The following is a 24836-nucleotide window of genomic DNA, read 5'->3' as shown; positions in this document are numbered from 1 at the left end:
CGGTTGCTAGCGCATTTGCGGTCGGAAGGTAACACCTGGGCAACAGCTATTAGTCCATCGACCGTAGTTTTCCGTGTGTGATGCCGTATGACCCCCGTTGAAGACCCGCGAACGGACCTTTCGCTCGACGCTGGCGAACTCGAGGGCACGGCGGGACCGCCACCCGACGACCTGTTCAAAGCGCTGGCGAGCGAGAAGCGACGGCGACTCCTCGCGATACTCACCGAGCAGGCGGCGATTCCGCTGGACGACTTGACCGACGTACTCGTCGGTTGGGAGGCCACTGACAGCGGTCCTGCGGGCCCCGACGAGTGGGCCCGGATGAAGATAGAACTCGTCCACGCACACCTCCCGCTGCTGGCCGATACCGGCCTCGTGGTCCACGACGAGACCGCCGGGGAGGTCCGCCTCGCGTCGGTTTCGGACCCGATCCGTGACTTGCTCAGATTCGCCACCGAGTACGAACGCGTCGTCGAGACGGGTCGTTCCCAGCCAACGGACTCGTGACACTCGGTTCGATTCTCTCCGAGGTCGCCGCCGAAGAGAAGACGGTCGTCGTCTACTCGCCCGACGACACCGGCGAGGACTTAGCCGAGCGACTGGCGACGCGAAATCTGCACGTCGACCACCGAAAGATACCCTCGATTAGCGCCGACGCGTTCGTCGTCGTCCGAGACGGCAGTCGGTTTCGGGGTGCCCTCTCGCTGTCGGACTTGCTCGTGTTTCTCTCCCCGCCCATCCATCGGCCCGAAGACCTCGACTCGGTCGACGCCGCGTATCGAACCCTGTTCGAACTGCTCGACCAGACGGTGTTCGTCACACTCGACCGGCGGCAGTTGCTCGCAACCTCTCGCGAGATAGAGGACCGGGCGTGGCGGACCGGCCGCGGACGACTCCACGTCGGCTTTCAGTCGGTAGCGGCCTTCGAAGCACAGGCGGGCCTCTATCGGGACCTCGCAGCAACCACCGACATCGACGTCCACGTCTACGTCCCCGCGGGCGCACCCAGTGGCTACCTCGACGACGCGCCGCTTACGGCTCATACGGACGTCGACGAGGACCTCGCCCGGTACTGGTTCATCCTGTTCGACGGCCGCGGTGAAGAGGGCCCTCCAGACGGTCAGACGCCGTCCGACGACGAGACTGAGAGCACCCAGAGCTGTGCACTCATCGCCGAAGCGACCGGTCCAGACCGCTACCGCGGCGTCTGGACGTACGACCCCGACCGGGTCGCGCGAGCGTTCGAGGCCGTGGCCTGACCGGGTAGCCGAACCCGAAAGACGATAATCCGACAGATTATGTAATGAACGAGATAATTGTCCAGAAATAGTTTCCTCCGATAGATAGCGTATAACTCACGTCCTCGGCGTGAAAGAACTTACTCGGTTCGAAAGTAACATATTTCGTAGATTATTTATCTGAGTGGCGACTGTCTACCGATGGCGGGCCATCAGGCCGACCTCGGTGACCGGTCACCCCCCACCCACTGCCCGGTCACCAGACCCCATTCCCACATGGTGTCTACACCATTTCCACGGCCGACCCATGCCTGCCGTCGTCAGTCAGCCCCACGTGGCCGCTCTCGTGTCAGGGGCGGCCCCGTACACCAATCCAATCGCTGGTGCCACGCCGACCCACCACGGCGTGGCACCGACCTGCCAACCGTTCCTGTAAAGCGTAGCAGTTAGTCGCCGAACGCGCGTTCAGCGTCCGCTTTGGCCTGCGGGATGACGCGCTGTTCGGCCCGACGCATCGCCCGGGCCGCTTCGTCGGTGAACTCCACGCTCAGTGACGGGAGCGCCCGCGCGAGTCCGCCCAGCACCTCACCGGGGTCTATCTCCAACTCGAACGTGAAGGCGTCTCGTTCGTCTCGAAGCGGCGTACTGAACTCGAAGTGTTCCTCGACGACGTCGACGGCCCGGTCGTAGTCGTACGTCGCGACGACGGCCGTCCAGAAGTCGTCGCTGTCGGCGGCCACCAGCGGTTCGATGTCGTCCCCGAAGGCCCGCTGGCGGTCTAGCAGTCGCTGCCGGATGGCGTCGCGTCGCTCGCCGCGGACCGACGGCCGGAGCGCGTTCCAGTACAGGTCCCGGTCCAGAATCTCGTCTTCGTACGCCTCGAAAGACGCCCCGCGATCGGCCGCGTAGTCGAGGACGGGGTCGAACTGGTGGAGGAGCGTCCGCTGGTACTCCCGCAGTTTCGGCCGGACGACGTGGCGTTCGAGAGGGTCGCTGTTCTTCAGTAGTTTGCTCGCGGCGCGACTCCCGCCGCTGCGTGTCCCACGCAGGACGGCGGCCACGTCGAACGCCGCGTACGTCTCGTCGACGAGGTCCGAGAGGTACCTCTCAAACCCGTCTTCGACCGCTCGTCGTGTCACACCCCTCCCTGAGGACTGCACCGACCTATCGTTTGCGGCGAGTAAGCGGTCGACACGGGTGCCGGCCGCCGTCCGAACCATTTATTTCCGCCACCGATAATCTCGTGGTATGACTCAACGAATATCATCGGTCGAGGAACCGGTCACGGCGGCCGGGGAGCGAGAGCTCGTCGTCGGCGGCGACCGCCCCATCCGTCTCTCGGCTGGCCATCGGCTCATGCACCACGACGGGAAGTGCTCGCGCCCCCACGGCCACAACTACGAGGTGACGGTTCGGGTGACCGGGGAACTCACCGACGAGGGGTGGGTCGTCGATAAGGGCGACGTGACGGGCGTCATCGAGGAGTGGGACCACCGCTTCCTGCTGGAACGCGGGGACCCGCTCATCGAGGCGTTCGAGACGAGCGGCGACGGCGACGCCCTCGTCGTGCTGAACCACCCGCCGACGGCCGAGGTGATGGCCGTCGTCCTCGAATCGCGACTGAGCGACCGCCTCCCGGACACCGTCTCCGACGTCTCGGTGTCGGTCCGGGAGACGAGCGAACTCTGCACTCGCTGATGCCCGTCGCTAGCGACACCGACGGCCTCGACGAGGCGGTCGAACGGACGGACGACGCACGGTCCGGGGACGACCTGCCCATCAACGAACTGTTCTGCTCGCTCCAGGGCGAGGGCCGACTGGCCGGCGTCCCATCCGTCTTCGTCCGCACGAGCGGCTGTAACCTCCGTTGCTGGTTCTGTGACTCCTATCACACTTCGTGGGAACCGACCGGCGACTGGTACAGCGTCGACGACGTCGCGGCCGCCGTCGAGACGTACGACGCCGACCACGTCGTCCTGACCGGCGGCGAACCGCTCGTCCACGAGGCCAGCGTCGACCTGCTGGACGAACTGGGCGACCGTGGGTACCACACCACCGTCGAGACCAACGGGACCATCTACCGGGACGCGGCCATCGACCTCGCGAGCGTCAGCCCCAAACTCGCCTCCAGTACGCCCACTGCCGACCGGGATCCGAAAGGCGACGGCGAGTGGGCGGACCGCCACGAGGACCGGCGACTCGACGTGCCGACGCTCGCCGAACTGGTCGACACCTACGAGACGCAACTGAAGTTCGTCGTCACCGGCCCCGAAGACATCGGCGAGATAGAACGTCTCGTCTCTCGCGTACGCGAGGCGGCCGACGCCGCCGTCCCCGACGACCGGGTCCTGTTGATGCCGGAAGGCCAGACGCGCGAGCGACTCGAACAGACCCGCGAGGTCGTCGCAGACCTCGCCATCGAGTACGGCTACCGCTACACGCCGCGCCTACACGTCGACCTCTGGAACGACGCACCGGGTACGTGACCACCGAACGACGACACCGACCGATGATACACGACGACCGCGCTGTCGTCCTCGCCTCCGGCGGGATGGACAGCGCCACGGCGGCCTACGAAGCACAGTCCCGCGGGTACGACGACCTGTACCTGCTGCACACCAGTTACGGCCAGAACACCGAGCAACGAGAGTTCGAGTGTGCGCGATCGCTGGTCGACCACGTCGACGCGGCGGACTTCTGTCACGTCGAGACGAGTCACCTCCAGCAGATCGGCGGGTCCTCGCTCACCGACGAGGAGATGACCGTCGCCGACGCCGACACCGAGAGCGACGAGATTCCGAGTTCCTACGTCCCGTTCCGGAACGCCAACCTGCTGTCGATGGCCGTCTCCTACGCGGAGGCCAACGGTTGCTCGGCGGTGTTTATCGGTGCTCACAGCGAGGACTTCTCGGGGTACCCCGACTGCCGGCCCGCCTTTTTCGAGGCGTTCCAGCGAGTCGTCGACGTCGGAACGAAACCCGAGACGGAGATAACGCTCGTCACACCGTTCGTCGAGTGGTCGAAGACGGACATCGCCGAGCGCGGGCTCGAGCTTGGGGTCCCGTACGCCGACACGTGGTCATGTTACCGCAGCGACGAACCCGCGTGTGGCACCTGCGACGCCTGTGCGTTCCGCCTAGAAGCGTTCCAGCGACTCGACGAACGGGATCCGATACCGTACGAAGAGCGGCCGGAGTACGCCGACTGAGCGACGTCGGCAGGTCGGTCACTCCGTCTCGATGTCGGCGGCGACGCCGTCTAAGACGTACTCGGCAGCGGTCCGCGTGGTCGCGAGCGGCACGTCGTGAACGTCACAGATACGCAAGAGCGCGGAGATGTCCGGTTCGTGTGGCTGTGCCGTCAGCGGGTCGCGGAGGAAGACGATGGCGTCCATCTTGTCTTCGGCCACCAGCGCGCCGATCTGGGTGTCGCCGCCGAGGGGGCCGCTCTGCTTGCGGTCGATAGTGAGGTCCGTCTCCTCCATGATCCGCTTTCCGGTCGTGCCCGTACTGACGAGGTCGAGCTCCGAGAGGACACCCTCGTAGGCTTCGACGAGGTCTATCATCTCCGGCTTCTCGTCGTCGTGAGCAATGAGTGCAACGCGTACCATATCGCGGTCAACGTGGGCCGCCGGCAAAGTGGTATCGACGCCTACGCCACGGTGACGTCCCCGGCGGCCGTCACGGTCACTTCGTGGTTCTCCACGTCGAAGGTGATCGACTCGCGGTCACCGTCGCCGACGACCGCACGGAGGTCGGCGGCGTCGACGTACGACTCGATCGCGTCGACGTCGTCGCGGTCGAGATCTGTCGCCGCCGCGACGGCGTCGATGATTACTTCCGCTGCAGGTTCGGGGCTGATCCACTCGTCGCTGCCCTCACCGGCGGCACCACCCCGTATCATGTACACTGTTCCGTCGTCCGATTTCATACGAGCATCTACTCCGTCAAACGATATAACGGGCTGTGCGTGGTTTCAGAACGTGAAATAACCGGTCCTCTCCGGAGTGGTCGCCGAGGCGTACGGGAGTCATTTGTTCGGTAACCCGAGCTGGTGTCGGTCCGGTGCGGCGAGCGTCTGCTCGACGAGCGTCCCAGTGCCGCGTCGCAGTCGTTCGGAGGCCGCCTGACTGGAGATGTCGAGGACGCCAGCCAGATCCGAGAGCGACGCGTCCCGCGGGACGGTGAAGTACCCTTCTTCGAGTGCGAGCAGGAGGACCTCTCGCTGCGGGTCGGTCACGCCGAACGTCTCCGTCGCTTCGTCGGCGTCGTCCTCAATCATCGAGCGGACGTCGACGTCCAGATTCTCCGCGACGACGTGTTCGCGGAACGTGAGGACGGCGCTCCGGTCGGGGAAGCGCCCGCGGATCGACCAGCCACCCTCGTCACAGGTCGCACGGACGAACACGCCGTCGGTACGCAATAGCCCGTTGCCGATAGTGGTGAGCGGTCCGTCCGTCGTGTGGACGACGTACCAGTGGCCGCCGGCCTCCGGCCCGACGTGGACCGCTCTGGCGACGCGGTCGTCGCTTACCAGTGTCGCGTCGACGCTATGTTTCTCGTCTGTCCCGACCCAGACCACGGTTCGGCACCCGTCTTCGGTACACTGGAGATGTTGCATCGTGACCCCGTCGGCGGCCGACCCACCGACCTCACGAAGGAACCCTGTCTCTACGTGAAATTCTACAATCATGTCGTCACGTCCGGGCGGTGATGATATAAAACTCAGGCAGACAACCGTCCGACGGGAAAATGGTGTCCGGGAAACGGGGAACGTGCTGTCAGAGGCATGGCCCGGCGACCCGAGACACCAGTCGATATTACCGAGTGGTATTACTTAAACATACACGCTTCACGTCACGGTTTGCCGTGGCACGGACAGTCCCGTCGGCCGGGGACGTGCGTGCCGGTCCGGCGTCGACGGCTCAGTCGAGGTTCTCGCGCTGGTACGACCCCTCGTAGGTCCCCTCGTGGGCCGCCTCCGCGAGAACGAGTTGGGCGATGCGGGCGCCTTCCGCCAGTTCGATGGGATGGTGGACCTCTAACAGGCCCTCGCCGCGTCCCTCGTAGCCGGCGTCCCAGACGGCCGTATCCAGCATACAGGAGTTGCGTAGCAGCGAGGATCGAGGGTACAGAAAGCCGACGTGTCCCTCCGGGATGACCACCCGGTCGGCGTACTCGACGACGTAGCCGCCTCGCTCCAACGAGTAGACGCCGTCCTCGGCGTCGAGTTCCCTGCGTTCGCCGACCGTCTTGCCGCCCTGTTCGATTCGTCCGGGTTCGATCTGTTCGTACACCGCGCCCAGCGTCAGATCGACGCCGTTCGGTTGCACCTGTGCCTCCCGCACGTCGCCGAGTCTGTCGGCGACGAACGCGCCACTCTTGAACATGGCGGTGGGTCCAACGCCCACGGCGAAAACGCTGCTGTTTGTCCGCCCAAAAAAACCGACCGACATCGGTAGCGGTCGATGAAAAATAGGGCGGAATACGCGGGATTTATACGCGCTGGCAATCGACATGGGGACGTTATGGGACAGACGCTCACGGAAAAGATTCTCGACGACCATCTCGTCGAAGGGGAACTCACACCCGGAGAAGAGATCGGTATCGAGATCGATCAGGTGCTCACACAGGACACGACCGGCACGCTCGTCTGGCTACAGTTCGAGGCGCTGGGTCTCGAAGAGGTCCAGACGGAACTGGCCGCCCAGTACTGTGACCACCAGACCTACCAGTTCGACTTCAAGAACACGGACGACCACCGCTTCCTCCGCTCGGCCGCGGGGACGTTCGGTGCGCATTTCTCGCGCCCCGGCAACGGTATCTGTCACAACGTCCACAAGGAGAACTTCGCCGCGCCCGGCAAGACGATGCTCGGCTCGGACTCCCACACCCCGACGCCCGGTGGCCTCGGCGAACTCGCCATCGGTTCGGGTGGGCTGGACGTCGCCGTCGCGATGGGTGGCGGCGCCTACTACATCGACATGCCCGAAGTCGTCAACGTGCGTCTCGAAGGCGAACTGCCCGAGTGGGCCACCGCCAAGGACGTCATCTTAGAGCTTCTCCGCCGCCTCTCGGTCAAGGGTGGCGTCGGCAAGGTGCTCGAATACACCGGCCCCGGCGTCGAGACGCTGACCGTCCCCGAGCGGACGACCATCACCAACATGGGTACCGAACTCGGTGCCACCTCCTCGATCTTCCCGACGGACGAGCAGACCGAGGACTACCTCGAACGCCTCGGCCGCGAGGACGAGTTCGTCGAGATCGGTCCCGACGAAGACGCCGAGTACGACGACGAAATCGTCGTCGACCTCTCGGACCTCGAACCGCTCATCGCCGAGCCCTCCATGCCGGACAACGTCGTCCCCGTCAGCGAAGTCGAGGGCGTCGACGTCGAGCAGGTCATCATCGGCTCCTGTACGAACGGCGCCTACGAGGACATCCTGCCCTCGGCGAAGATGCTCGAGGGGCGCAACATCGACAAGAAGACCGAGATGATCGTCGCCCCCGGGTCGAAGCAGGCCTCCGAGATGCTGGCCCGACAGGGCTGGACCGCGGAGATGATGGCGGCCGGCGTCAACTTCTCCGAGGCGACGTGTGGTGCCTGTATCGGCATCGGCCACGTCCCGGCTTCGGATTCGGTCTCGCTGCGGACCTTCAACCGCAACTTCGAGGGCCGCTCCGGCATCGAGGACGACAACGTCTACCTCTGCTCACCGGAAGTCGCCACCGCGGCGGCGCTCAAGGGCGAAATCGTGGACCCGCGCAACCTCGCCGACGAACTCGGCGACCTCGAGGCGCCCGGCCTGGAGATGCCCGACGAGTACATCGGCAACTCCGAATCGGACCTCATCGCCCCCGACGAGGCCGTCGACGACGACCTCATCAAGGGCCCGAACATCGGCGACGTCCCGCTGAAGGACCCGCTGGAGGCCGACGTCGGCGGTGAAGCCCTCCTCAAGATGGAGGACAACATCACGACGGACCACATCATCCCGGCCACGCAGGACATCCTGATGTACCGGTCCAACGTGCCGAAGCTCTCGGAGTTCACGCTCTCGCGCGTCGACGACACGTTCGCGGAGCGCGCGCTTGAGTCCGACGGCGGCGTCCTCGTCGCAGGCGAGAACTACGGGCAGGGCTCCTCGCGCGAGCACGCGGCCCTCTGCCCGATGTACCTCGGTATCGAGACCGTCCTCGCACAGAGCTTCGCCCGCATCCACAAGGCGAACCTGTTCAACTTCGGTATCGTCCCCCTCGAAATCGACGAGGAGACCTACGAGCGCATCGATCAGGGCGACGACATCGAGATCGTCGACGACACCGCCGAGGCCGTCCGCTCCGGCGACGAGGAGTTCACGATCCGCGTCAACGACGACTGGGAAGCGACCGGCTACCTCGACGCCTCCCCGCGCGAGCGCGAGATCCTCGCCGCTGGTGGCAAGCTCTCGCACACGAAACAGCAGCACGAAGAGGGCAGCGGCGCGACGCCCGCCGACGACTAACTCGGCACTCGAACCGCGCTATTTTCTTTCGCGCCAGTCCGTGAGCGTCGCGACTACGGCCGGGAGCGGTCGCCGTGCCGCGACCCGGGTGCGGGCAGGCCCACTACGAGCATCCGCACCGCAGGCGCGGTTTCCCCGGAAGCGCGGCGACGCCGCTATTTCCGGTAGTTTTCCCCGCGTTTTTGGAGTACGGGGTTCCCGCAGCGAGCAAAGCGAGCGAGGAAACCCCGTGTGGTTCGAAAGACGGCGAAGCCGTCTTTCGTCATCACGAGAGAGGTTCGCTCTCTCGAACGACTGCAAAAAGTGGTCGTTAGATAGCGAGGAACTGCGTCACCAGCCACTTCGTGAAGGTGCCGGTGATGGCGCCGATCCACGAGAGGACGACGAAGTGCATGTAGGTGTTGGCCTTGTGGCCGCCGTCGACGGTCCGGATCATCAGCGACGACAGCATCGCCGAGAACATGATGATGATGACCAACAGGAACTCGATGAGCGGGATGTTGTAGACGCCGGTGTTGATGAGTGAGTTCACGTCCAGCCGGCTCCCGGCGTTGAGGTTCAGCGACATCTGTGCGAGGATGTTGACGACTTGCAGGCCGATGAAGAACGCGAACGTCGAGGCTGCCGTAATCCCGTACAGCAGACCGACGAGCGTCGTCGTCGCCTGTTTGCGCTTCTGTCGCAGTTGGAGCACCTGATTCATGTTCGAGGCGATGAGTTCACCCAGTTGCTTCGGTGACCCACCCATCTCTCGCCCGATGAGATACATCTCGGAGAACGTCTGAATGAGGTAGGAACGACAGTCGGCGGTGAAAAAGCGCCAGGCCGCCGTCGGTTCGATACGCATGTTGAGCCGTTTGTACAGGTCGTCGATGTTCGCGGTCAGCGGTCCGAAGTCCTTCTTGCGGAGGGTGCGAAGCACCATCCCCGTCGTCGACTGCTTGGCGCCTTCGGTGGCACCCAGTGCCCGGATGAAACTGGGGAACTCCTCGTCGCGGGCCTTGACTTTCTGTTCTTCCTGCCGGAAGACGATGCCGGGGATAATCATCGGCGTGATGGGGACGACGGCGTAGAACGGCAGGGGGACGGTATCGAGGAAGAAAAGCAAGTCACCCAGCGTGATCGGCGAGATGCCGAACATGCCGCCCACGGTGACGAACGCGAGCACCACGGAAAGTCCGACGCCGGCGTACATCGACTTGTCGAGTCGCTCCTCTATCGGCGAGGGGTACTCTTCGGGGTGGAACCAGACCGGGTCGTAGGGGGCCATCGAGCGAATCGCGAGGAAGAACCCGGACTGGACGAAGATGAACATCACGATGACGGCACTGACCGTCATCGTCGGGTTCGTCCCGGTGAGCACCGGGAGGACGACGGCGAACACCAGCGCGAACGTCATCGAGAGGATCATCGAGAGGTAGAGGTCTTTCATGACCTCCAGACTGTCCAGCGAACTCCGGTAGACGGTGGTGTAGTGCTGGATAATCTGCTCCTGTTCGGAGAGGAGGTAGTCCTCCAGTGACTGGCCGGCACCAAGCGTGTAGGCGAGTCGGTCGAGGAAATCCGAGAAGGCGTCGCTTGGCACCTCCTTCGCGCGGCGGCGACAGGCGTCATCGAGGCTCTGGTTCCACGTGTCGACCAGTTGGGTGATGCGGTGCATCTCCATGGCGAGTTCGCCGTACTCCTCTTCCTGTGCCAGGGTGCGAAACACCTCCATGCGGTCGATTTTCGTCGTCGCCAGCACGGTCATGTGGGTGATCAAGAGGTGAAAGCGGTTGTTGAGTTCGCGCTTTCGCTGGCTCAGCAGAATCTTCGGGTAGAAGATGGCCGACGTCATCGCGAGAAAGCCCAACAGCGGAATCGGCGCACGGATAGCCATCGGGAGGTCGAGCAACAGCGCCGCAACCGTCGAGACGACGAAAAAGGCCACGGACGGCAACAGGATGAAAAAGAGGTACCGCTCCAGCGGAATCGTCATCTGGCGGTACGACTCGACGAGACTCTGGACGGTCTCGGTGATGGTGAGGTCGATACCGCTCTCTGCTTCGCTCTGGGCCATCGTTAGTTGGGCCGCGAGATGTTGAACGGAATCCCCTCGACGCCGTCACGCTGGAAGTCGGAGATGAAGTCGTTGACTTCGTGGTATCCCAGAATGCCCTCCTGGATCGCGCGTTCGATCATGTCGGCGCGAAAGCGCAGGTCGTCGTAGATGTCACGGGTGTCCTCGTACCCAAGCAGCGTCGCGATCTGTTCTTCGAGGACGAACGAGTTGTTCATCCCCTGGAAGACGATTTCGTCCTCGACGGGGTCCCAGTTAAACACCTGTCGGGTGACGACACCGTCCATCTCCTTGGAGTAGCCTTCGATCTCCTGTACGCTCGTGACACGGCGCAAGACCTTATCGCCCTGCTTGACGCGGTTCTGGAACAGCGCCACGTCGGCGACGTCCATGAACGTCTCTGGAACGTTGATTGGTTCGCCGGTGAAGCGCTGAATCATCGAGACGATGTCGCTGGCGTGGAAGGTCAGCATCACCGGGTGGCCGGTCTGGGCCGCCTGGAACGCCATCCGACCCTCTTCGCCACGAACCTCCCCCACGATGATGTAGTCGGGGCGCGACCGGAGTGCGGCCGCGACGAGGTCGAACATGTCGATGCTGGTCCCCTCGTCTTCGCCCTCGCGAGTGAGGAGTTGCTGCCACGTGTTGTGTGGCGGCAGCACCTCGGCGGTGTCCTCTGCGGTGTAAATCTTCGCGTCGTCGGGGATGAACGAGGTGATGGCGTTCAGCGTCGTCGTCTTCCCGGAGGCGGTCTCCCCGACGACGAACACCGTCTGTTCGTTCTCTAGACAGAGCCAGAGGTACGCCGCCAGTTCCGGCGAGAGCGTCATCCACTTCGTAATCTGGAAGATGGAGAGGGGAATCTCATCGCCTTGACGGATGGTGAGCGACGGGCCTTTGAGGCTCACGTCGTCGGAGTAGATGAGGTTCAGACGCGACCCGTCCGGGAGCGTCGAGTCGACGATAGGGTCCGAGTCAGAGACCGGGTCGCCCATCCGTTCGCCCATGTTCCGAAGCCACTGGTCGAACGCCTCCTCGCTCTGCCACTCCACCGTCGTCTCCAGCATCCCGTAGACGCCGTGATCGACGTGGCACTCGCTCCGGCCGATGACGTGGATGTCCTCGTTGGCCGGGTCGCGCATGACCGGTTCGAGCGGCCCGAGACCGACGATGTCGCGGTTGAGTCGGTAGAGGATGTTCTCGTAGGTGGACTGAGTCACCTCGACGCTGCCGACGTCGGTGAGATTCGACAGACGGGTGAGGACGCCGCTCTCGGCGTCTTCGTCGCGGACGCGTGTCGTCTCCTGAAGGAGTTCCTCGATTCGGTCGTCGTACTCCGCCTCGTCTTCCGGGGCGGGTTTGTTGACGCTCTTCTGGAGGAGTCGGTTGCGGACCTTCCCGAAGACGACCTGTTCCTCCTGGTCCAGTTCCGGTTCGATGGCGTAGTACTTCATGTCCTGCCCGATGTCGCCGTAGATGTGACAGAAGATGGGGCCCCCGACGGGGTAGAGGACGTTCGGGCGCTTGGACTCGTACTCGCTGTCGGCCTCGTCGATGAGCATCGGGAACTCCCCGGTAATCTGTTTGAACTTCTTGAGGTGATCCCGGAGATGCGGCCGCCGGGCCGCTATCTGTCGAAGTTCGTCCGAGGGTTTCGCACGTCCGTGGTCTGTCATATCTTAGAACACCTCTTAGGCGACGCTCCGCGATTCGATGACGATGCCGGTCCCCGACCGCACCGAGAACCCGATGGTGTCACCGACCTGTTCACCCATACCGGCAAAGCGGAGGACGTTGATCTGCCGGCGCGTATCGTTGCCGACTTCGATCATCTCCAGTTCGATGAACACGTCGGCGATGGCCCGGAACGGGCCGATGGCCTCCTCGTCCAGCGTCGAGGGGTCGACGGTGAGCATGATGCACTTGCCCTCGGAGATGATGTCCCTGAAAAAGGAGATGATTTCGAGGGCCGCCTGTCGCTCATCGTTCTGACGGACCAGCGCCTCGAACTTCGGATCGTTCCGGAGGATAGCGTCGAACGTGTCGATGACGACGACGTCGGCGTCCCACATCACCTCCGCCTCCATCAGGCGGCGGAGCAGTTCCTTTCGCTCCTGTTCCTCGTCGCCGCCGGAGAACGTGTTCGAGTCCCCGATGTCCGCGTGCAAAAAGAGGACGTCCTCGTCGAGGATGTGGTCGACCATGTCGTAGGACAGCGAGTGCATCTGGTCTAAGAAACTCCCGACGGTGAGTTCCGTCGAGAGGTAGGTCACGTCGTGGCCTTCCTCACAGAGGCCGTAGGTGAACCGCTGGCTCATCGCGGACTTGCCGGCCCCGTAGTCACCCTCGACGAGGATGATACTGCCCGGCGGGATGCCGCCACCCAGTTCCTTGTTCAGTCGGTCGTGGTCGTCCAGTCCCAGCGAGAACAGGTCGGTACTTGCGAGACTCATGCTCGGAACCTGAACACCTCCTCGTCGCCGTTGACGATTATCTTGACGCGGTGGTCACCCGCCGACAGTCCGGACGTCGCTATCTCGACGCGGACCACCGTCCCGGGGCGCCAGACGCCGTCGGTACCGTCGAGCAGCGTCACCCCGAAGTTCGAGACGAACTGCCCGTCGAGGAACAGGTCCATCTGTCCGGGGTCGGCACCGAGTGGTTCGGACCCGGTGTTTTTGACGTGGAGCGTGACGTTCTCGTTGCCGTCACTGTTGTAGACGGCGCTACTGCCGCTGTCGGAGATGACTTCGACGTCGGTCCGGACGTCGCGACTGACGTCCAGTCCCTGTTCGGAGACGGCGTTGCTCAACTGCCCGATGCTGTCGGTGAACACGCCGGCGACGCTCGCCGCGATCATCATCGACGCGATGAAGATGATGAGGTGAGAGACGGAGACGCTCGCCATCTAGCTCACCACCTGCGTCGTCTCGACGGCCGAGACGCCGGGCCCGGTGACGATCTTCACCCGGCCGGGGTCCGTCGTCAGACCCGTGGCGTTGACGACGAGTTGCTCCTCGGGGAGCCAGATGTCCGTCGTCTCGTCGCCGTCGACGGCGGTTCGGTAGCCCGTGAGATACGCGTTGTTCGCCAGCAGGTCCACGTCGGCGACGGTCAGGTCCGTCGACCCCGTGTTGACGACGGTGACGTTCACCGAGTCCGCCGTCGTGTTGTAGGTCACGTCGGTCACGTCGATGGCCGTGTTCTGCTGTTCGAGCGTCCGGTCGGCCTGTGCATCGCGGGCGTCGTTGACGTTCTCGAAGCCGTTGGCCGTCGCCGAGTAGAACATCCCGAAGCCGACGAACATGGCGACGAAGATGAGGGCCGCCGAGCCACTAACGCTGAAGCCCATCGGCACCACCTCCGACGAGTTTCGAGAGCGCGACGGCGTCGGCCCCGCTGTCGTCGTCCAACTGCGAGATGTAGCGGAGGCTCTCGGTGTGGTGGTCGATGGTGAGACCACTGCCGGTGTCGTCCACGTCGTCGAACCCACGGAGGTACTCCGAGAGGGTGTCGGCGACGGACGCGTCTATCCAGCCGATGGTCTCGTAGTAGTCTATCGCACGGGACGTCTCGCGGTAGCCCGCCTGACTGACGAGGAACTCCAGCCACTCCACGACGATGAGGTCAGCGGCAAAGCCCTCAGGCATCGTCTGGAGGTACGGTTTACCGCCGTCGCTGTCGGCGTCGGAGTTCGCCTCTGTCGTCGGTTCGGGGTCCGGTTCTGGCTCCGGATCGGGCGTGACTTCGGGTTCCGGGTCCGGGTCGGACGTGACTTCGGGTTCCGGGTCCGGGTCGGACGTGACTTCGGGTTCCGGGTCCGGGTCGGACGTGACTTCGGGTTCCGGGTCCGGGTCCGGGTCAGATTCGACCGCGTCGGCGGTCGGTTCGGCCGTTTCGTCGTCGGTGTCGCCTAGCCCGTCGTCCTCGATGACTTCGTCGAACAGGTCGTCGTTTTCGAGGCCGCCGTCGTCGTCTTCCAGCAGGTCGTCGCCGTCGTCTTCCAGTAGCTCTTCGTCTGCATCCATCGACGCCTCGTCGTCGGCCTCGTCGCCGCTGGCCCAGTCGGCGTCGCCCGACTCGTACTCGTCTTTCAGTTCGGCGAAGGACTTCCCGCCCTCGCTGTCGTCGCTACCACCCTCGTCCACGTCGAGTCCATCGTCCATGCTCATGTCGTCTTCCTCCTCGAAGTCGTCGAATTCCTCGTCGAACGAACCGCCGTCGTCCTCGAAGTCGTCTCCACCGAAGTCGTCGTCGCCGAACATATCGTCGCCGTCGTCCATCGACATCCCACCGCCGTCGTCCTCGACGAGGTCCTCGTCGAAGAAGCCCTCGGCGTCCGCGGTGGCGACGTCGTCGTCGATGTCCGCTTCCTCGTCGTCACCGCCGTCGTCGTCGAACAGGCCGAACGACCCGCCGCCACCCATGCCGCCGCCCATCCCGGCGTCGACGTCGTCGGCGAAGGGGTTGACCCCGCGGGTGACCATCTCGTAGATGTCGAGTAACTTCCGGACGTTCTCCTGTACTTCGTCGACCGATTCGGAGATAGATTCGTTCTCCGTACGGACCGTGTTGACCGTCGAGGAGAGGCTGCCGACCTCGTTTTCCAGTTCGTCGATTCGGTGTTCCAGTTCGTCGGTGTCCGGCCCGGTCGCATCCTCCATGTCGCCGAACTCGTCGTCACCGAACCCGCCCATGTCGTCGCCGCCGTCGTCGAGTCCGCCGAGGCCGCCGAGGTCGTCGCCGCCACCCTCTTCGGCCATCAACCCACCGCCGTCGGCCATCTCGTCGTCGCCGTCGTCGCTCTCGTCGTCCGACATGATAGAGTCGAACATGTTCTTGATGCTCATACCGACGAGGCCTCCGGAGAGGAGTACCAGCAACGCGGGCACGAGCGCGACCACGTCCGGGGCCAGTGCCTGCAGCGTCGGCAGGAGAGCGAGACTACTCATTAGCCAGTTAATTGCCGCAAACACCCTTGAATATTCCGTCTAGCCTATCATCGTTGATAATAAAGCCGATAGTTTCCTCTTTTCATCCATAAATTTCTTATCTTATCTCCCGGATTATTTTACAGAGGGTCGTTTCGAGTGGAAATCTGCCGTGGAGACGTCTGAAGTCCGCGTTTCCGGCAGACAGGCGTCAGACACCGTTCGTGATACTGTGGTCCCCCAGCTATCAGGAAGAGAAATCAAAGTGTCGTCGACTCGGTGTTCGCGCTCTTGACCACGAAGTCGCCGGTGTCGGCCTCTAACCTGAGCGACCGGCCGTGGTCCCCACCGACGTCTTCGCCGAGAAGCGGGATGTCGAACTCCGTCAGCGTTTCCCGGACCTGATCGGCGTTCCGAGAGCCGATAGAGGGACCGTTCTCCGAGAAGTCGAGCATGTCGCTCCCACCGGCTATCTTCGCGCGCATGCCGTCACGCGAGGCGCCCTCGGCTTCGAGTGCCTCGACGAGCGCCGCCACACCCGTGTCGGCGAACTTCGCCCGGTTACCACCTTCGACGTCCTCTGCCGTCGGCAGCATGACGTGGACGAGGCCGGCGACACCCGACGCCTCGTCGTAGATGCCGACGCCGATACAGGATCCCAGGCCGCTGGTCGTCAGCACGGCCGAGTCGGTGGCCACCTGATACTCGGCGATGCCGACTTTGATACGCTCTGGTTGGCTCTGTTGGGCACTCTCTGTCTGGCTGCCGTCGTACACCTTCATTATTCGAATATCTGTTCGACGTCCGCCTCGGTCTCGTCGGCACGCTCGACGTCTAAGTCTTCGAGCGCTTCTCGCAGTTCCTTCTCGTTCGGTAACGCGTGTATCTCCGCGTTGAACTCGACGTCGTCGGTCCGCATCGTCGAGTTGATGATGAACGCGTGTTCCTGGTGCTGGCCGACCTGTGCCGCGAGCGGGTCGACGATGGACCGGCCCATGTCGTGGACCAGTCGCGGCGGCGTGTGGTCGACCGACGTCTGGAGCACGTTCGCCCACCCGTCGACGAACCCGCTGGTCATGATGTTGCCGAGTTCCTCGATGGCAGCCTTGTGCTGGTCCGTCACGCCATCGCCGTCCGTCTCGACGGGCATCATCGCCTCGGCGACGGTGACCGCCGATATTTCGTCGAACAGCACCATCAGGTAGCCGCTCGGGACGCCGGTGAACTCGACGACGGTCCCGACGTAGGTTTCGGTCCCGATCTGTTTGGGCACGTCCTCGATGGGCGCGAAGCTAATCTCGGTTACCTCCGCCGTCGTCGGAATGCCCGTCATCATCTCGACGTTGCCCGCGGCCTGCCGGGTGCCGCTCGTCGTCATCTCGTTGAACGTCTGGAGTTTGTCGATGGGAATAGCGTCGGCCTCGGGGTCACCGTGTTCCATCATCATCTCCGCGAGCGGCTCGTACTCGGGGAGCATGTAGATGTAGAAGTTGACCGATTCGCCGACCCACTCTATCTCCGACTTGAAGACGAACACCTGCTGGTGCTCGTCGGACTCCGGTGCCTCGGGCAACACGTCCTTGCCCGACTTCTCGATGTACTCGGGCGGGGAGTGGTCGATGGTCGAGTCGAGGTAGTCGGCCCACCCGTCGATGAACCCGCTCATCATGATGTTGCCGATCTCTGTGACGCTGCTTTGGGCCATCGCCGGGTCGTCGCTCGCTCCCGGCATCAAGGAGTCGGCGATGGTGTCTGCCGACTCCGTATCGAAGACGAGTACCGTCTCCCCCTCTAGTGCCCCCTCGAACCCGAACTGGACGCCGACGAACTCCGACCCGGTGAGACCCTCACCGACGTCGGCCCGATCCAGCAGCGTGATCTTGGTCACGTCGACGACGGCGTCGATACCCGTCATCTGTGCCAGCGACTGCGTGGCCTGCTGGGCCCCCTCGTGGGCGAGTTGGTTGAACGTGCCGAGCGACTGGATGTCGACGTTCATCTATGTCGGGACGACGTCTTCGATGGCCTCGATGACGCTCGGCTTCTGGAACGGCTTCGTGATGTACCCGTCCGCGCCGGCCTTGACTGCCTCTTTCATCTTCTCTTCCTGACCGACGCTCGTACACATGATGACGTTCGCGTCCGGGTTACTGGACTTTATCTCGTCGGTCGCCTCGATACCGTCCCGGATGGGCATCACGATGTCCATCATCACCAGGTCCGGCGTCTCTTCTTTGTACACTTCGACGGCCTCCACGCCGTTCTCGACCTCTCCGACGATAGTGTGGTCCTCTTCGAGAATCTCCCGGAGGAGGTTACGCATAAACTCCGAATCGTCAGCAATCAGTACGTCTGGCATGACCTATCGACACGAAGTACCGTGATTAGCTAAATAAAGGTGTCCCGTAAATTATCGCCACTGATACCGGTGTACTGCGGGCGGACGGCACGCTCGTCGTCGCCCCGCTCACAGCGTCGGCAACAGGTCAGCGACGACCCGGACGAGGTCGAAGGCGTACGTCCCGTACTCGAAGTACACCAGTCCCGACAGCACCAGCAACGCCGTCGTGAACCCGGCCGGCAGTGCGAGTCCGACGGCGGCGGTGCGGGTCGTGACGCGCTCGGGCGCGAGCGTTCGCCCGACGACGGCGATGGCACAGACGGCCGCCGCCGCGAGGTTCCACAGCGCGTGATACTGCACGGCCTCCCCGAGTGCCAGCCCGAGACCTACGATACCGCCGAGGACGACGACCACTGCGAACAGGAGACTGAGGACGTAGGCCCGGACCAGCCACCCGGTCGCGTCGGTTACGGCCGTCCGAACCGCGGGCACCCGGCAGACGCCGTACACCGCGAGCGGGACGACCGGATGGAGGTACCGCACCGTCAACTGACTGTAGAGCGGCAAGCGAGGGAGGTAGATGACGGTCAGGACCACCGCGAGTGCCACGACGAGGAGATCTGTCTGGCGTCGGGGCGAGAGACGTCGTGGCTGTGACGGGCGGAGCGATCGCTGCTCGGTGCCGACCAACCGTCGGCCGACGAGCACCGGCAACGCCAGCAGCGTCCCGAGTATCGGCGTCGCCTCCAGCAACGCGAGTTCTATCACCTCGTACTCGTTGAGCCGGTATTTGACCCCCGGAATGTGGCCGCTCCGGACGAAGACGTTCGAGAGGCGGGCCGGGTCGTCGAGGGTTCTGACCCCGTCGACGACCGCCCCGCCGGCGAACTCGCCTATCGGCCCCGTCGCGTCCAGTACCGTATCGAGCGGCGAACTATCGGGTCCCCCGCTGGCACCCTCGCCACCGGAGTCGATACCGTCCGCCGGTCCGCCGCGCTCACCACCAGAGCCCGCGTTTCCGCCCGATTCGCGGTCTGTGGCCGGCGAGAACTCGACACCGCCACCGCCCTCGACGTTCGGTAACAGGCGCGGCGGTTCCGCGGGATTACCGGAGATAGCGTCGTTCGTCGCCAGCATCGGCGTCGCCGCCAGCAGGAGGACGAGGCCGACGACCAGCAGGTCTCGCGGTCGGTTCGACCGCGCCGTCAGGAGGTCCACGACGCCGAGGACCCCCACGACGAAGAACGCCTCGAAGGCGTGGACCCACGTTATCACGCCGGCGAACGCGTACGCCGCCGCTCTGGCCCGGAGCGCCGTCCGCCCCTCGGACCGCCTGCTCACGGCGAAGGCGTACACCGCCGCGAGGACCAACGCAGCCACCAGCGTGTGTCGTTTCGGGATGGTCGCCCAGAAGCCGACGGGTGTCGCGAGACCGAGTGCGGCGCCGGCGGCCAGACCGACTCGTCGCCCGTGCCAGTCGGCGACCAGCCGGTACAGCACGAGTCCGGCCGTCGCCGCCACGGCCATCGTCGAGAGCTGGTAGGCCGCCAGCGCGAGTCGGGTCGGGTCGAGGTCCGTCGCCGTCAGGACGCTCCCGGCAAAGAGGAGTGCGACGGCCATCGAACCGACGGTGACCGTTCGCTCCCGGTCGGCACCGTCGAGTCGGCCGACCTGCGTGACGAACGCCAGTCCGAGGCCGGCCCACAGGCCGGCGAGGAGAAGCCGCGGGTCGACCACCGTGGCGAGCCCTTCAAGCGCCCAGACCAGCGGCACCGCCAGCGCGAGTTGGCCGTAGTTGCGCCCGTACAGCAGTCCGTCGGCCCGGTGGAGTCCGGGCTGTGACCCCAGCGTGAGCGAGTAGCGAATCTCCGTGACGTGTAACTGGCCGTCGGCGAGTGCGACCAGCGTGTTCGCCGTGGCGTAGGTGTCCTGTAGGAAGATGCCGACGCGCCACGTCAGCCCGAACCAGCAGAACAGGCCCAGCCACAGGACCAGTCCGTACCGGTCGGCGAACGCCCAGCGCGCGAGGGTGCGGAGACGCCGCCGCACGGAGGCACCGTCGCTCACGTCGCCACCTCCACGGTCACGTTCTCGCGATAGACCGTCCGGTCGGCGGTGAAACTCTGGACGCGGACCGTCAGGGTGCCGTCGTACGTCTCCGCCTCGGCGGTGCCACGCGCCAGCCCCTTGTCTTCAGGGACGAGTCGATACGTCCCCGACCTTCGTACGACCGCCGTCTCAACGAGGTCGACGTCGATATCCGGCACCGAGACGAGATAGACCAGCCGTGGCCGGCCGGTGACCGACGCGACGTGAACCGTCGCCGTCGGCGGCCGGAGATACTCGACCGCAGTGCCGAATCGACCGTCCGTGACACGGATGGCTGCCGTCTCGGCGCGGACCGACGACACCGTCGCCGTCCCCTCACCGAAGTCGGAAACTCGCTCGGCCGTCACGTCGCTGCCCGCGAGCGGGCCCGTCGACAGCGAGACGACTACGACGAAAAGTGCAACACCAGCCACCAGATACCGTCGGACCATCGCCTGCCGGAGAACCGCCCCCACCGGTGTTAAAACTCTCGCCGCTCAGAACTCCGCGCCGTCCCGCTCTTCGACCGCTTCGACGAGGTCCGCGATGCTGTCGTCGGGGGAGAGACCGGTCGACCGGACCATCTCCTTGAAGCTCCCCGGCGGATACTTCACGGGCACGTTCGACTCCGAAAGGAGGATGCCCAACACGTCTTCGACGGGCGTCGACCCGTCCATCTGCCGGCCGTACCAGAGCATGAAACTCTCGAAGGCGGTGACGATGTCGTTGGAGACGAGTTGCTGCTGGTCGACGTCGCCGTCGAACTTCGCTGTCACGTCGAAACCGTACCGGCTGTTCGAGTCGGCCATCTGTTCGGCGAGCCACTCGTGGACGTTCGCGTCGGTGAACTCCGGGGTCTCGGGTTCCGGGTCCGGCGCAGGCTGTGGGGCCGGATCGGAATCTGCGGATACCTGATTGCCGTAGGAGTCGTCGGTCCGCACGTCCGGTGAAACGACGTATCGACCTTCGTCTATCTCCGTGACGTGGTCGTCGTCCGCGATATCCAGTTCCTCCGGGGAGAGTATCTTGCCGTCTTCCGGTTTCGGTTCGTCTGACCCCGGGGCCATACGCACTAGTGCGTGAGGGAGTGGTATAATTCCGTCGCTGGTGGCGGATCGCTTCCGAGAAAAGAGAAACGGTAGCCGGCTTACAGCGTGACGGCGGAGTTACCGGACAGGGTCTCCGGAACGACCAGGCGGACGGTCGTGGTGCCACCGGACTGCGTGTTCAGTTGGATCGTCGCGGTCGCACCCTCACCGAGGCCATCCCCGTCGGCATTGTTATCTGAGTCGCTGTGGATGTCAGTGACGTCAAACGATAGCGTCGCTCGGTCAGACGGGTCGTTGAGGACTTGGCTACTCGAAATCGAGGAGTCATCGTCCTGCACCTTAGAGACACTGAACGCCGTCGAGTTCGGTGCGTCTGTCGCGTCACCATCATCTATACCCTGAACGAGATCGTATGAGCCCGACGAGTCGACCCACTGTGCGATCGTGCTTCCGATGTCGATGTTCGCTGCACCGGGCGCTTTCTTCACCATGATTTCGACGGTGTCTATCTGCTTGTTGGTACTGTCGATGTCGGTCCCGACTGCACTCACCACTTCGAGGCGATTGGTCACTTGGTCACTGCTCTGTTGACCGGTCTCCTCGGCACTGCTCTGGAGGAACCCGGCCGTGTTGATCAGGACGCCCGCGGCGATCGCGGCGACCAGCACCATCGCGATGAACACGATGAGGGTACCGATACCGACCTGCCCGCGGTCGTCGTCGTTTCGTAATTCCGTGAACATTGATATTTCCGGGCCTGTCTGACCCTACCAACAGTCAATCTTTCACCTGTAATAATATCTCTCCCCAAAATATCTATCCTGATAATAGTTGTTCTTGAGTTCTCTTCGTGTGGTTCTATCCGGACAGCTCAGTCGAGCGAGACGTATGCGATGTCATATGTGTCGAGTGCGATGACGAACGTAACTAACGAGGTTAAACGAGAGGACGTGACAATTATTACGTATTGTCGACAGGTACCTGTCAGCGTATTCGGTTCGGCATCGTCGAAAAACACGTCACTTACGGTAAATATCTCAAGCGATCAAAGAGAGAAATGGTAGCCGGCTTACAGCGTGACGGCGGAGTTACCGGACAGGGTCTCCGGAACGACCAGGCGGACGGTCGTGGTGCCACCGGACTGCGTGTTCAGTTGGATCGTCGCGGTCGCACCCTCACCGAGGCCGTTCCCACCGCTGTCGAGTGCGGCCGAGTCGAACTGGAGCGTGGCACGGTCGGACGGATCGTTCAGGACGTTACTGTCCGTGATAGACGTGTCGTCGTCCTGAACGGTCGAAACGTTGAAATTGGTCGAGTTGGCGGTATCGCCCTGCGTCAGATCGTACGACCCAGAGGAATCGACCCATTGAGCGATCGTGCTTCCGATGTCGATGTTCGCCGCACCAGGTGCTTTCTTCACCGTGATTTCGACGGTCCCGACTTCCTTCGTGCTGGAGTCGATGTTGGTCCCGACCGTACTCACCACTTCGAGGCGGTTGGTCACTTGGTCACTACTCTGTTGACCGGTCTCCTCGGCACTGCTCTGGAGGAACCCGGCCGTGTTGATCAGGACGCCCGCGGCGATCGCGGCGACCAGCACCATCGCGATGAACACGATGAGGGTACCGATACCGACCTGCCCGCGGTCGTCGTCGTTTCGTAATTCCGTGAACATTGATATTTCCGGGCCTGTCTGACCCTACCATCACCCAAAGTTTCGCCAGTAATAATACCACCCCCCAAAATATCCATCCTGATAACGAGGTATTCAGCCCCTGAAAAGCCGTTTTACCCGAATTTGTCCCCCCGATATCAGACCGAGACGTGATGTGAATACGTCTGTGAAAGAACGGGTAGGCGCCTCTGAACCGCCCGGTCGACAGCGTACGCCCGGTCCAGTACCCGCCCGTCACCATCGGCAGTTCGGTAGAAAACGCGTCGTTAACTCTCCGCGCACGTGCGCGAGAGTCCTGATTCGAGCGACGGCGAGAAATGGTCCGTCAACACGACCGGGTTGGCGTGTGTCGACAGGTAGTCACTCGTAGGTGACGAGGCTGTACATCACGAACAGATATCCGAACGTCGTCAACCCGCTGTTGACCAGAAGCAGTGAGCGCACCCCTTCGAAGTCGTTGACGAACGCGCTGATCATCGTCGCGGCCGCACCCGCGACGGCCAGCGAGAACCCCAGCGAGAGGTGGAGCATCGCTTCCCGGGACGTCTGGACGTACGCCCGCATCGCCATCCCGACCATAGTGAGGCCGGCAACGACAAACACGAGCGTCGAGATGGCATAGAGGAGTTCTATCATCGGCACTGGGTACGGCTATGCGAAACCCGTTATTAAATCCACCTTCTAAAATATCGGTCCTGATAATCAGAATAGAAACCGACGAGGGACGCTATCCGTCCGAAAGCGTCCGCCACGCTTCGTCGAGTTTGTTGGTCACTTCCGAGCGCTCTTCGACGTTGATGGTCAGGTCTTCCTCGAAGTCCACGCTGACCTCGTCGACGTTCCGTCGGTACACCTTGATTCGGCGTCGGTCGTCCGAGAGGATGTTGTCGTGGAGTTCCAGCAGGTCGTGTTTGGTGAGTTCGTCGATACGGCGGTAACAGGTGGCGATAGGGATACCGAGTTCGTCGCTCAACTCCTGCGCTGAGACCGGTTCGTCGGTAGCGTCGAGTATCTCGGCGCTGTATTTGTTCCCCAGCGTCTGGAGAAGATCCGCTGAAGCCATCGTTATCAAATCATGAATTTAGATTTTTATAAAACTATCGCCGGTGATACTACGTGAGTTCGGCCGTAATGATCGATTAACGTGGAAACGGGGAGAAGCCGCCCTACGGGACCTGAATCAGGCATTTCACCCAATAATAACGGATTAAGCGGCTCCTATATCGGTGACTCTTCTTCGCTCATCATCGAGAACGCGCTGGCGTTCTGATGGACCTTGATGCCGCCCCAGTCTATCTCCATCGGATAGATGTCGGTCTCGATGTTCTGCTTTCGCATCTTCGCGACCCAGACGTAGCGGTTGACACCGGTGTCGGTCGGCGTCTGGATCAGGTAGATGTTCCCGTCGGTGAGGTAGTTCTCAAGCCCGATCTCCGTATCGGGGAAGACCGCCCCCTGCTCGTTCGTCAGGAGCGACGTCAGTCCGTTCTCCCGGAGGATGTCGGTGAACTTCAGCAGGTAGGTCCGTTTTTCGGTCTCGTCATCGAAGAACAGTTCGAACATCGCCAGCGAGTCCAACACCAGCCGGTCGTACTCGTCGTCCTCTAGGTCGTCGAGGAGGAGTTCCAGCGACGAGGAGAAGTCGTTCTCGCGGAGCAGTACCTGCTTGTCGTACACCTTGATGTCGCCGTTGTCGACGTACTCGGGCCACTTGCCGAACCCGAGCGATTCGGCGGCCTGCCGGAGGTCGGACTCGTTCTCCTCGAAGGAGAGGTAGATCCCCTTCTCGTCGAACTGTTCGACACCGTTGTAGAGGTACTGGAGGCAGAGAATCGACTTCCCGGCACCGGGATTCCCGCTGATGAGGGTCGTCGAGTTTGTCACGATACCACCGTTGAGGATGTCGTCGAGGCCGTCGATGCCCGTTTTAGTTTGCTCTATCATAGTATCT

28 protein-coding genes are annotated in these 24836 nt (G+C 63.2%); 6 read left to right on the top strand and 22 right to left on the bottom strand.

Annotation, left to right across the window (positions count from 1 at the left end; all coding sequences use genetic code 11):
- Positions 1-87 precede the first annotated feature (87 nt).
- Together G9465_RS04490 and G9465_RS04485 are read left to right on the top strand one after the other, a co-directional pair.
- Positions 88-507, top strand: coding sequence for a hypothetical protein (locus G9465_RS04490; protein WP_166967914.1), 420 nt, complete (start codon positions 88-90; stop codon positions 505-507).
- Positions 504-1259, top strand: coding sequence for a DICT sensory domain-containing protein (locus G9465_RS04485; protein ID WP_166967912.1), 756 nt, complete (start codon positions 504-506; stop codon positions 1257-1259). Before G9465_RS04490 ends, G9465_RS04485 begins: the two co-directional genes overlap by 4 nt.
- Positions 1260-1684: 425 nt before the next feature.
- On the opposite strand, the gene G9465_RS04480 is transcribed toward G9465_RS04485, so the two are convergent.
- Positions 1685-2377: a hypothetical protein gene (locus tag G9465_RS04480; RefSeq protein ID WP_166967910.1), complete on the bottom strand. Its 693-nt coding sequence runs from the start codon at positions 2375-2377 to the stop codon at positions 1685-1687.
- A 109-nt stretch (positions 2378-2486) separates the two neighbouring features.
- Here G9465_RS04480 and G9465_RS04475 point away from each other — a divergent pair, with 109 nt between their 5' ends.
- From G9465_RS04475 to queC, 3 genes are read left to right on the top strand one after another with little or no spacing between them, the layout of a single operon-like run.
- Positions 2487-2936, top strand: coding sequence for a 6-pyruvoyl tetrahydropterin synthase family protein (locus G9465_RS04475; protein ID WP_166967908.1), 450 nt, complete (start codon positions 2487-2489; stop codon positions 2934-2936).
- Positions 2936-3724 carry a 7-carboxy-7-deazaguanine synthase QueE gene (locus tag G9465_RS04470; RefSeq protein ID WP_166967906.1) on the top strand — a complete coding sequence of 263 codons (789 nt, stop codon included), beginning with the start codon at positions 2936-2938 and terminating at the stop codon, positions 3722-3724. The genes G9465_RS04475 and G9465_RS04470 overlap by 1 nt, the downstream gene beginning before the upstream one ends.
- Positions 3725-3747: 23 nt before the next feature.
- Positions 3748-4446 carry a 7-cyano-7-deazaguanine synthase QueC gene (queC, locus tag G9465_RS04465; RefSeq protein ID WP_166967904.1) on the top strand — a complete coding sequence of 233 codons (699 nt, stop codon included), beginning with the start codon at positions 3748-3750 and terminating at the stop codon, positions 4444-4446.
- An 18-nt stretch (positions 4447-4464) separates the two neighbouring features.
- Here queC and G9465_RS04460 read toward each other — a convergent pair whose 3' ends face one another.
- The 4 genes from G9465_RS04460 to G9465_RS04445 form a co-directional block, all read right to left on the bottom strand.
- Positions 4465-4848 (bottom strand): methylglyoxal synthase, encoded by a 384-nt coding sequence (locus tag G9465_RS04460; RefSeq protein WP_166967901.1) that lies wholly within the window; start codon positions 4846-4848, stop codon positions 4465-4467.
- 41 nt (positions 4849-4889) lie between these two features.
- Complete coding sequence (locus tag G9465_RS04455; RefSeq protein WP_166967899.1) at positions 4890-5168, bottom strand: HalOD1 output domain-containing protein; 279 nt, start codon at positions 5166-5168, stop codon at positions 4890-4892.
- 99 nt (positions 5169-5267) lie between these two features.
- Positions 5268-5930: a helix-turn-helix domain-containing protein gene (locus G9465_RS04450; protein WP_166967897.1), complete on the bottom strand. Its 663-nt coding sequence runs from the start codon at positions 5928-5930 to the stop codon at positions 5268-5270.
- A 232-nt stretch (positions 5931-6162) separates the two neighbouring features.
- Complete coding sequence (locus G9465_RS04445; RefSeq protein ID WP_166967895.1) at positions 6163-6627, bottom strand: deoxyuridine 5'-triphosphate nucleotidohydrolase; 465 nt, start codon at positions 6625-6627, stop codon at positions 6163-6165.
- Positions 6628-6765: 138 nt separating this feature from the next.
- On the opposite strand from G9465_RS04445, the gene G9465_RS04440 reads away from it, so the two are divergent.
- A complete protein-coding gene (locus G9465_RS04440) occupies positions 6766-8742 on the top strand; it encodes an aconitate hydratase (protein ID WP_166967893.1) in 1977 nt (658 codons plus the stop codon).
- A 310-nt stretch (positions 8743-9052) separates the two neighbouring features.
- Here the strand turns inward: G9465_RS04440 and flaJ are convergent, their stop codons facing one another.
- The 17 genes from flaJ to G9465_RS04355 form a co-directional block, all read right to left on the bottom strand.
- A complete protein-coding gene (gene flaJ, locus G9465_RS04435; protein ID WP_166967891.1) occupies positions 9053-10801 on the bottom strand; it encodes an archaellar assembly protein FlaJ in 1749 nt (582 codons plus the stop codon).
- Positions 10802-10803: 2 nt separating this feature from the next.
- Entirely contained in the window at positions 10804-12477 is a 1674-nt protein-coding gene (locus G9465_RS04430) for a type II/IV secretion system ATPase subunit (protein WP_166967889.1), read from the bottom strand.
- 15 nt (positions 12478-12492) lie between these two features.
- Entirely contained in the window at positions 12493-13254 is a 762-nt protein-coding gene (locus tag G9465_RS04425) for an ATPase domain-containing protein (RefSeq protein WP_166967887.1), read from the bottom strand.
- Positions 13251-13709, bottom strand: coding sequence for a flagellar protein G (locus G9465_RS04420; protein WP_166967885.1), 459 nt, complete (start codon positions 13707-13709; stop codon positions 13251-13253). The genes G9465_RS04425 and G9465_RS04420 overlap by 4 nt, the downstream gene beginning before the upstream one ends.
- Positions 13710-14153, bottom strand: a complete 444-nt coding sequence (locus G9465_RS04415) for a flagellin (protein ID WP_166967883.1) — start codon at positions 14151-14153, stop codon at positions 13710-13712.
- Positions 14137-15753 (bottom strand): FlaD/FlaE family flagellar protein, encoded by a 1617-nt coding sequence (locus tag G9465_RS04410; protein WP_166967881.1) that lies wholly within the window; start codon positions 15751-15753, stop codon positions 14137-14139. Before G9465_RS04410 ends, G9465_RS04415 begins: the two co-directional genes overlap by 17 nt.
- A 239-nt stretch (positions 15754-15992) precedes the next feature.
- Complete coding sequence (locus G9465_RS04405) at positions 15993-16514, bottom strand: chemotaxis protein CheD (protein ID WP_166967879.1); 522 nt, start codon at positions 16512-16514, stop codon at positions 15993-15995.
- Entirely contained in the window at positions 16514-17731 is a 1218-nt protein-coding gene (locus tag G9465_RS04400) for a chemotaxis protein CheC (protein WP_166967877.1), read from the bottom strand. Before G9465_RS04400 ends, G9465_RS04405 begins: the two co-directional genes overlap by 1 nt.
- The gene (gene cheY / locus G9465_RS04395) at positions 17732-18091 is read right to left on the bottom strand and encodes a chemotaxis protein CheY (RefSeq protein WP_166967876.1); all 360 of its coding nucleotides are present in this window, start codon (positions 18089-18091) and stop codon (positions 17732-17734) included. It lies immediately after the preceding gene.
- Positions 18092-18199: 108 nt separating this feature from the next.
- Positions 18200-20140 (bottom strand): hypothetical protein, encoded by a 1941-nt coding sequence (locus tag G9465_RS04390; protein WP_166967874.1) that lies wholly within the window; start codon positions 20138-20140, stop codon positions 18200-18202.
- The gene (locus tag G9465_RS04385; RefSeq protein ID WP_166967872.1) at positions 20137-20613 is read right to left on the bottom strand and encodes a hypothetical protein; all 477 of its coding nucleotides are present in this window, start codon (positions 20611-20613) and stop codon (positions 20137-20139) included. Before G9465_RS04385 ends, G9465_RS04390 begins: the two co-directional genes overlap by 4 nt.
- A gap of 45 nt (positions 20614-20658) precedes the next feature.
- On the bottom strand, positions 20659-21228 hold the full coding sequence (locus tag G9465_RS04380) for a hypothetical protein (RefSeq protein WP_166967870.1): 570 nt from the start codon (positions 21226-21228) through the stop codon (positions 20659-20661).
- Between the two features lie 80 nt (positions 21229-21308).
- A complete protein-coding gene (locus G9465_RS04375) occupies positions 21309-21953 on the bottom strand; it encodes an archaellin/type IV pilin N-terminal domain-containing protein (protein ID WP_166967868.1) in 645 nt (214 codons plus the stop codon).
- A 326-nt stretch (positions 21954-22279) separates the two neighbouring features.
- Positions 22280-22885 carry an archaellin/type IV pilin N-terminal domain-containing protein gene (locus G9465_RS04370; RefSeq protein ID WP_166967866.1) on the bottom strand — a complete coding sequence of 202 codons (606 nt, stop codon included), beginning with the start codon at positions 22883-22885 and terminating at the stop codon, positions 22280-22282.
- Between the two features lie 360 nt (positions 22886-23245).
- The gene (locus G9465_RS04365; RefSeq protein ID WP_166972900.1) at positions 23246-23521 is read right to left on the bottom strand and encodes a hypothetical protein; all 276 of its coding nucleotides are present in this window, start codon (positions 23519-23521) and stop codon (positions 23246-23248) included.
- A gap of 91 nt (positions 23522-23612) precedes the next feature.
- Positions 23613-23948 carry a helix-turn-helix domain-containing protein gene (locus G9465_RS04360; RefSeq protein WP_166967864.1) on the bottom strand — a complete coding sequence of 112 codons (336 nt, stop codon included), beginning with the start codon at positions 23946-23948 and terminating at the stop codon, positions 23613-23615.
- Between the two features lie 155 nt (positions 23949-24103).
- Positions 24104-24829, bottom strand: coding sequence for an ATPase domain-containing protein (locus tag G9465_RS04355; RefSeq protein WP_166967862.1), 726 nt, complete (start codon positions 24827-24829; stop codon positions 24104-24106).
- Positions 24830-24836 lie beyond the last annotated feature (7 nt).

The sequence above is a fragment of the Haloarcula sp. JP-L23 genome (assembly GCF_011602445.1).
Taxonomy (GTDB): Archaea; Halobacteriota; Halobacteria; order Halobacteriales; family Haloarculaceae; genus Haloarcula; species Haloarcula pellucida.
The sequence above is the reverse complement of the archived record's forward strand: the minus strand, read 5'-3'. Positions and strand labels throughout refer to the sequence as shown.

Coding starts and splice junctions, on each gene's coding strand:
- G9465_RS04490 (WP_166967914.1), top strand. CDS start 88: ATGACCCCCGTTGAAGACCCGCGAACGGACCTTTCGCTCGACGCTGGC.
- G9465_RS04380 (WP_166967870.1), bottom strand. CDS start 21,228: ATGGCCCCGGGGTCAGACGAACCGAAACCGGAAGACGGCAAGATACTC.
- queC (WP_166967904.1), top strand. CDS start 3,748: ATGATACACGACGACCGCGCTGTCGTCCTCGCCTCCGGCGGGATGGAC.
- G9465_RS04410 (WP_166967881.1), bottom strand. CDS start 15,753: ATGAGTAGTCTCGCTCTCCTGCCGACGCTGCAGGCACTGGCCCCGGAC.
- G9465_RS04370 (WP_166967866.1), bottom strand. CDS start 22,885: ATGTTCACGGAATTACGAAACGACGACGACCGCGGGCAGGTCGGTATC.
- G9465_RS04400 (WP_166967877.1), bottom strand. CDS start 17,731: ATGAACGTCGACATCCAGTCGCTCGGCACGTTCAACCAACTCGCCCAC.
- G9465_RS04385 (WP_166967872.1), bottom strand. CDS start 20,613: ATGGTCCGACGGTATCTGGTGGCTGGTGTTGCACTTTTCGTCGTAGTC.
- cheY (WP_166967876.1), bottom strand. CDS start 18,091: ATGCCAGACGTACTGATTGCTGACGATTCGGAGTTTATGCGTAACCTC.
- G9465_RS04455 (WP_166967899.1), bottom strand. CDS start 5,168: ATGAAATCGGACGACGGAACAGTGTACATGATACGGGGTGGTGCCGCC.
- G9465_RS04445 (WP_166967895.1), bottom strand. CDS start 6,627: ATGTTCAAGAGTGGCGCGTTCGTCGCCGACAGACTCGGCGACGTGCGG.
- G9465_RS04430 (WP_166967889.1), bottom strand. CDS start 12,477: ATGACAGACCACGGACGTGCGAAACCCTCGGACGAACTTCGACAGATA.
- G9465_RS04475 (WP_166967908.1), top strand. CDS start 2,487: ATGACTCAACGAATATCATCGGTCGAGGAACCGGTCACGGCGGCCGGG.
- G9465_RS04460 (WP_166967901.1), bottom strand. CDS start 4,848: ATGGTACGCGTTGCACTCATTGCTCACGACGACGAGAAGCCGGAGATG.
- G9465_RS04440 (WP_166967893.1), top strand. CDS start 6,766: ATGGGACAGACGCTCACGGAAAAGATTCTCGACGACCATCTCGTCGAA.
- flaJ (WP_166967891.1), bottom strand. CDS start 10,801: ATGGCCCAGAGCGAAGCAGAGAGCGGTATCGACCTCACCATCACCGAG.
- G9465_RS04405 (WP_166967879.1), bottom strand. CDS start 16,514: ATGAAGGTGTACGACGGCAGCCAGACAGAGAGTGCCCAACAGAGCCAA.
- G9465_RS04365 (WP_166972900.1), bottom strand. CDS start 23,521: ATGATAGAACTCCTCTATGCCATCTCGACGCTCGTGTTTGTCGTTGCC.
- G9465_RS04425 (WP_166967887.1), bottom strand. CDS start 13,254: ATGAGTCTCGCAAGTACCGACCTGTTCTCGCTGGGACTGGACGACCAC.
- G9465_RS04450 (WP_166967897.1), bottom strand. CDS start 5,930: ATGATTGTAGAATTTCACGTAGAGACAGGGTTCCTTCGTGAGGTCGGT.
- G9465_RS04420 (WP_166967885.1), bottom strand. CDS start 13,709: ATGGCGAGCGTCTCCGTCTCTCACCTCATCATCTTCATCGCGTCGATG.
- G9465_RS04375 (WP_166967868.1), bottom strand. CDS start 21,953: ATGTTCACGGAATTACGAAACGACGACGACCGCGGGCAGGTCGGTATC.
- G9465_RS04360 (WP_166967864.1), bottom strand. CDS start 23,948: ATGGCTTCAGCGGATCTTCTCCAGACGCTGGGGAACAAATACAGCGCC.
- G9465_RS04415 (WP_166967883.1), bottom strand. CDS start 14,153: ATGGGCTTCAGCGTTAGTGGCTCGGCGGCCCTCATCTTCGTCGCCATG.
- G9465_RS04470 (WP_166967906.1), top strand. CDS start 2,936: ATGCCCGTCGCTAGCGACACCGACGGCCTCGACGAGGCGGTCGAACGG.
- G9465_RS04355 (WP_166967862.1), bottom strand. CDS start 24,829: ATGATAGAGCAAACTAAAACGGGCATCGACGGCCTCGACGACATCCTC.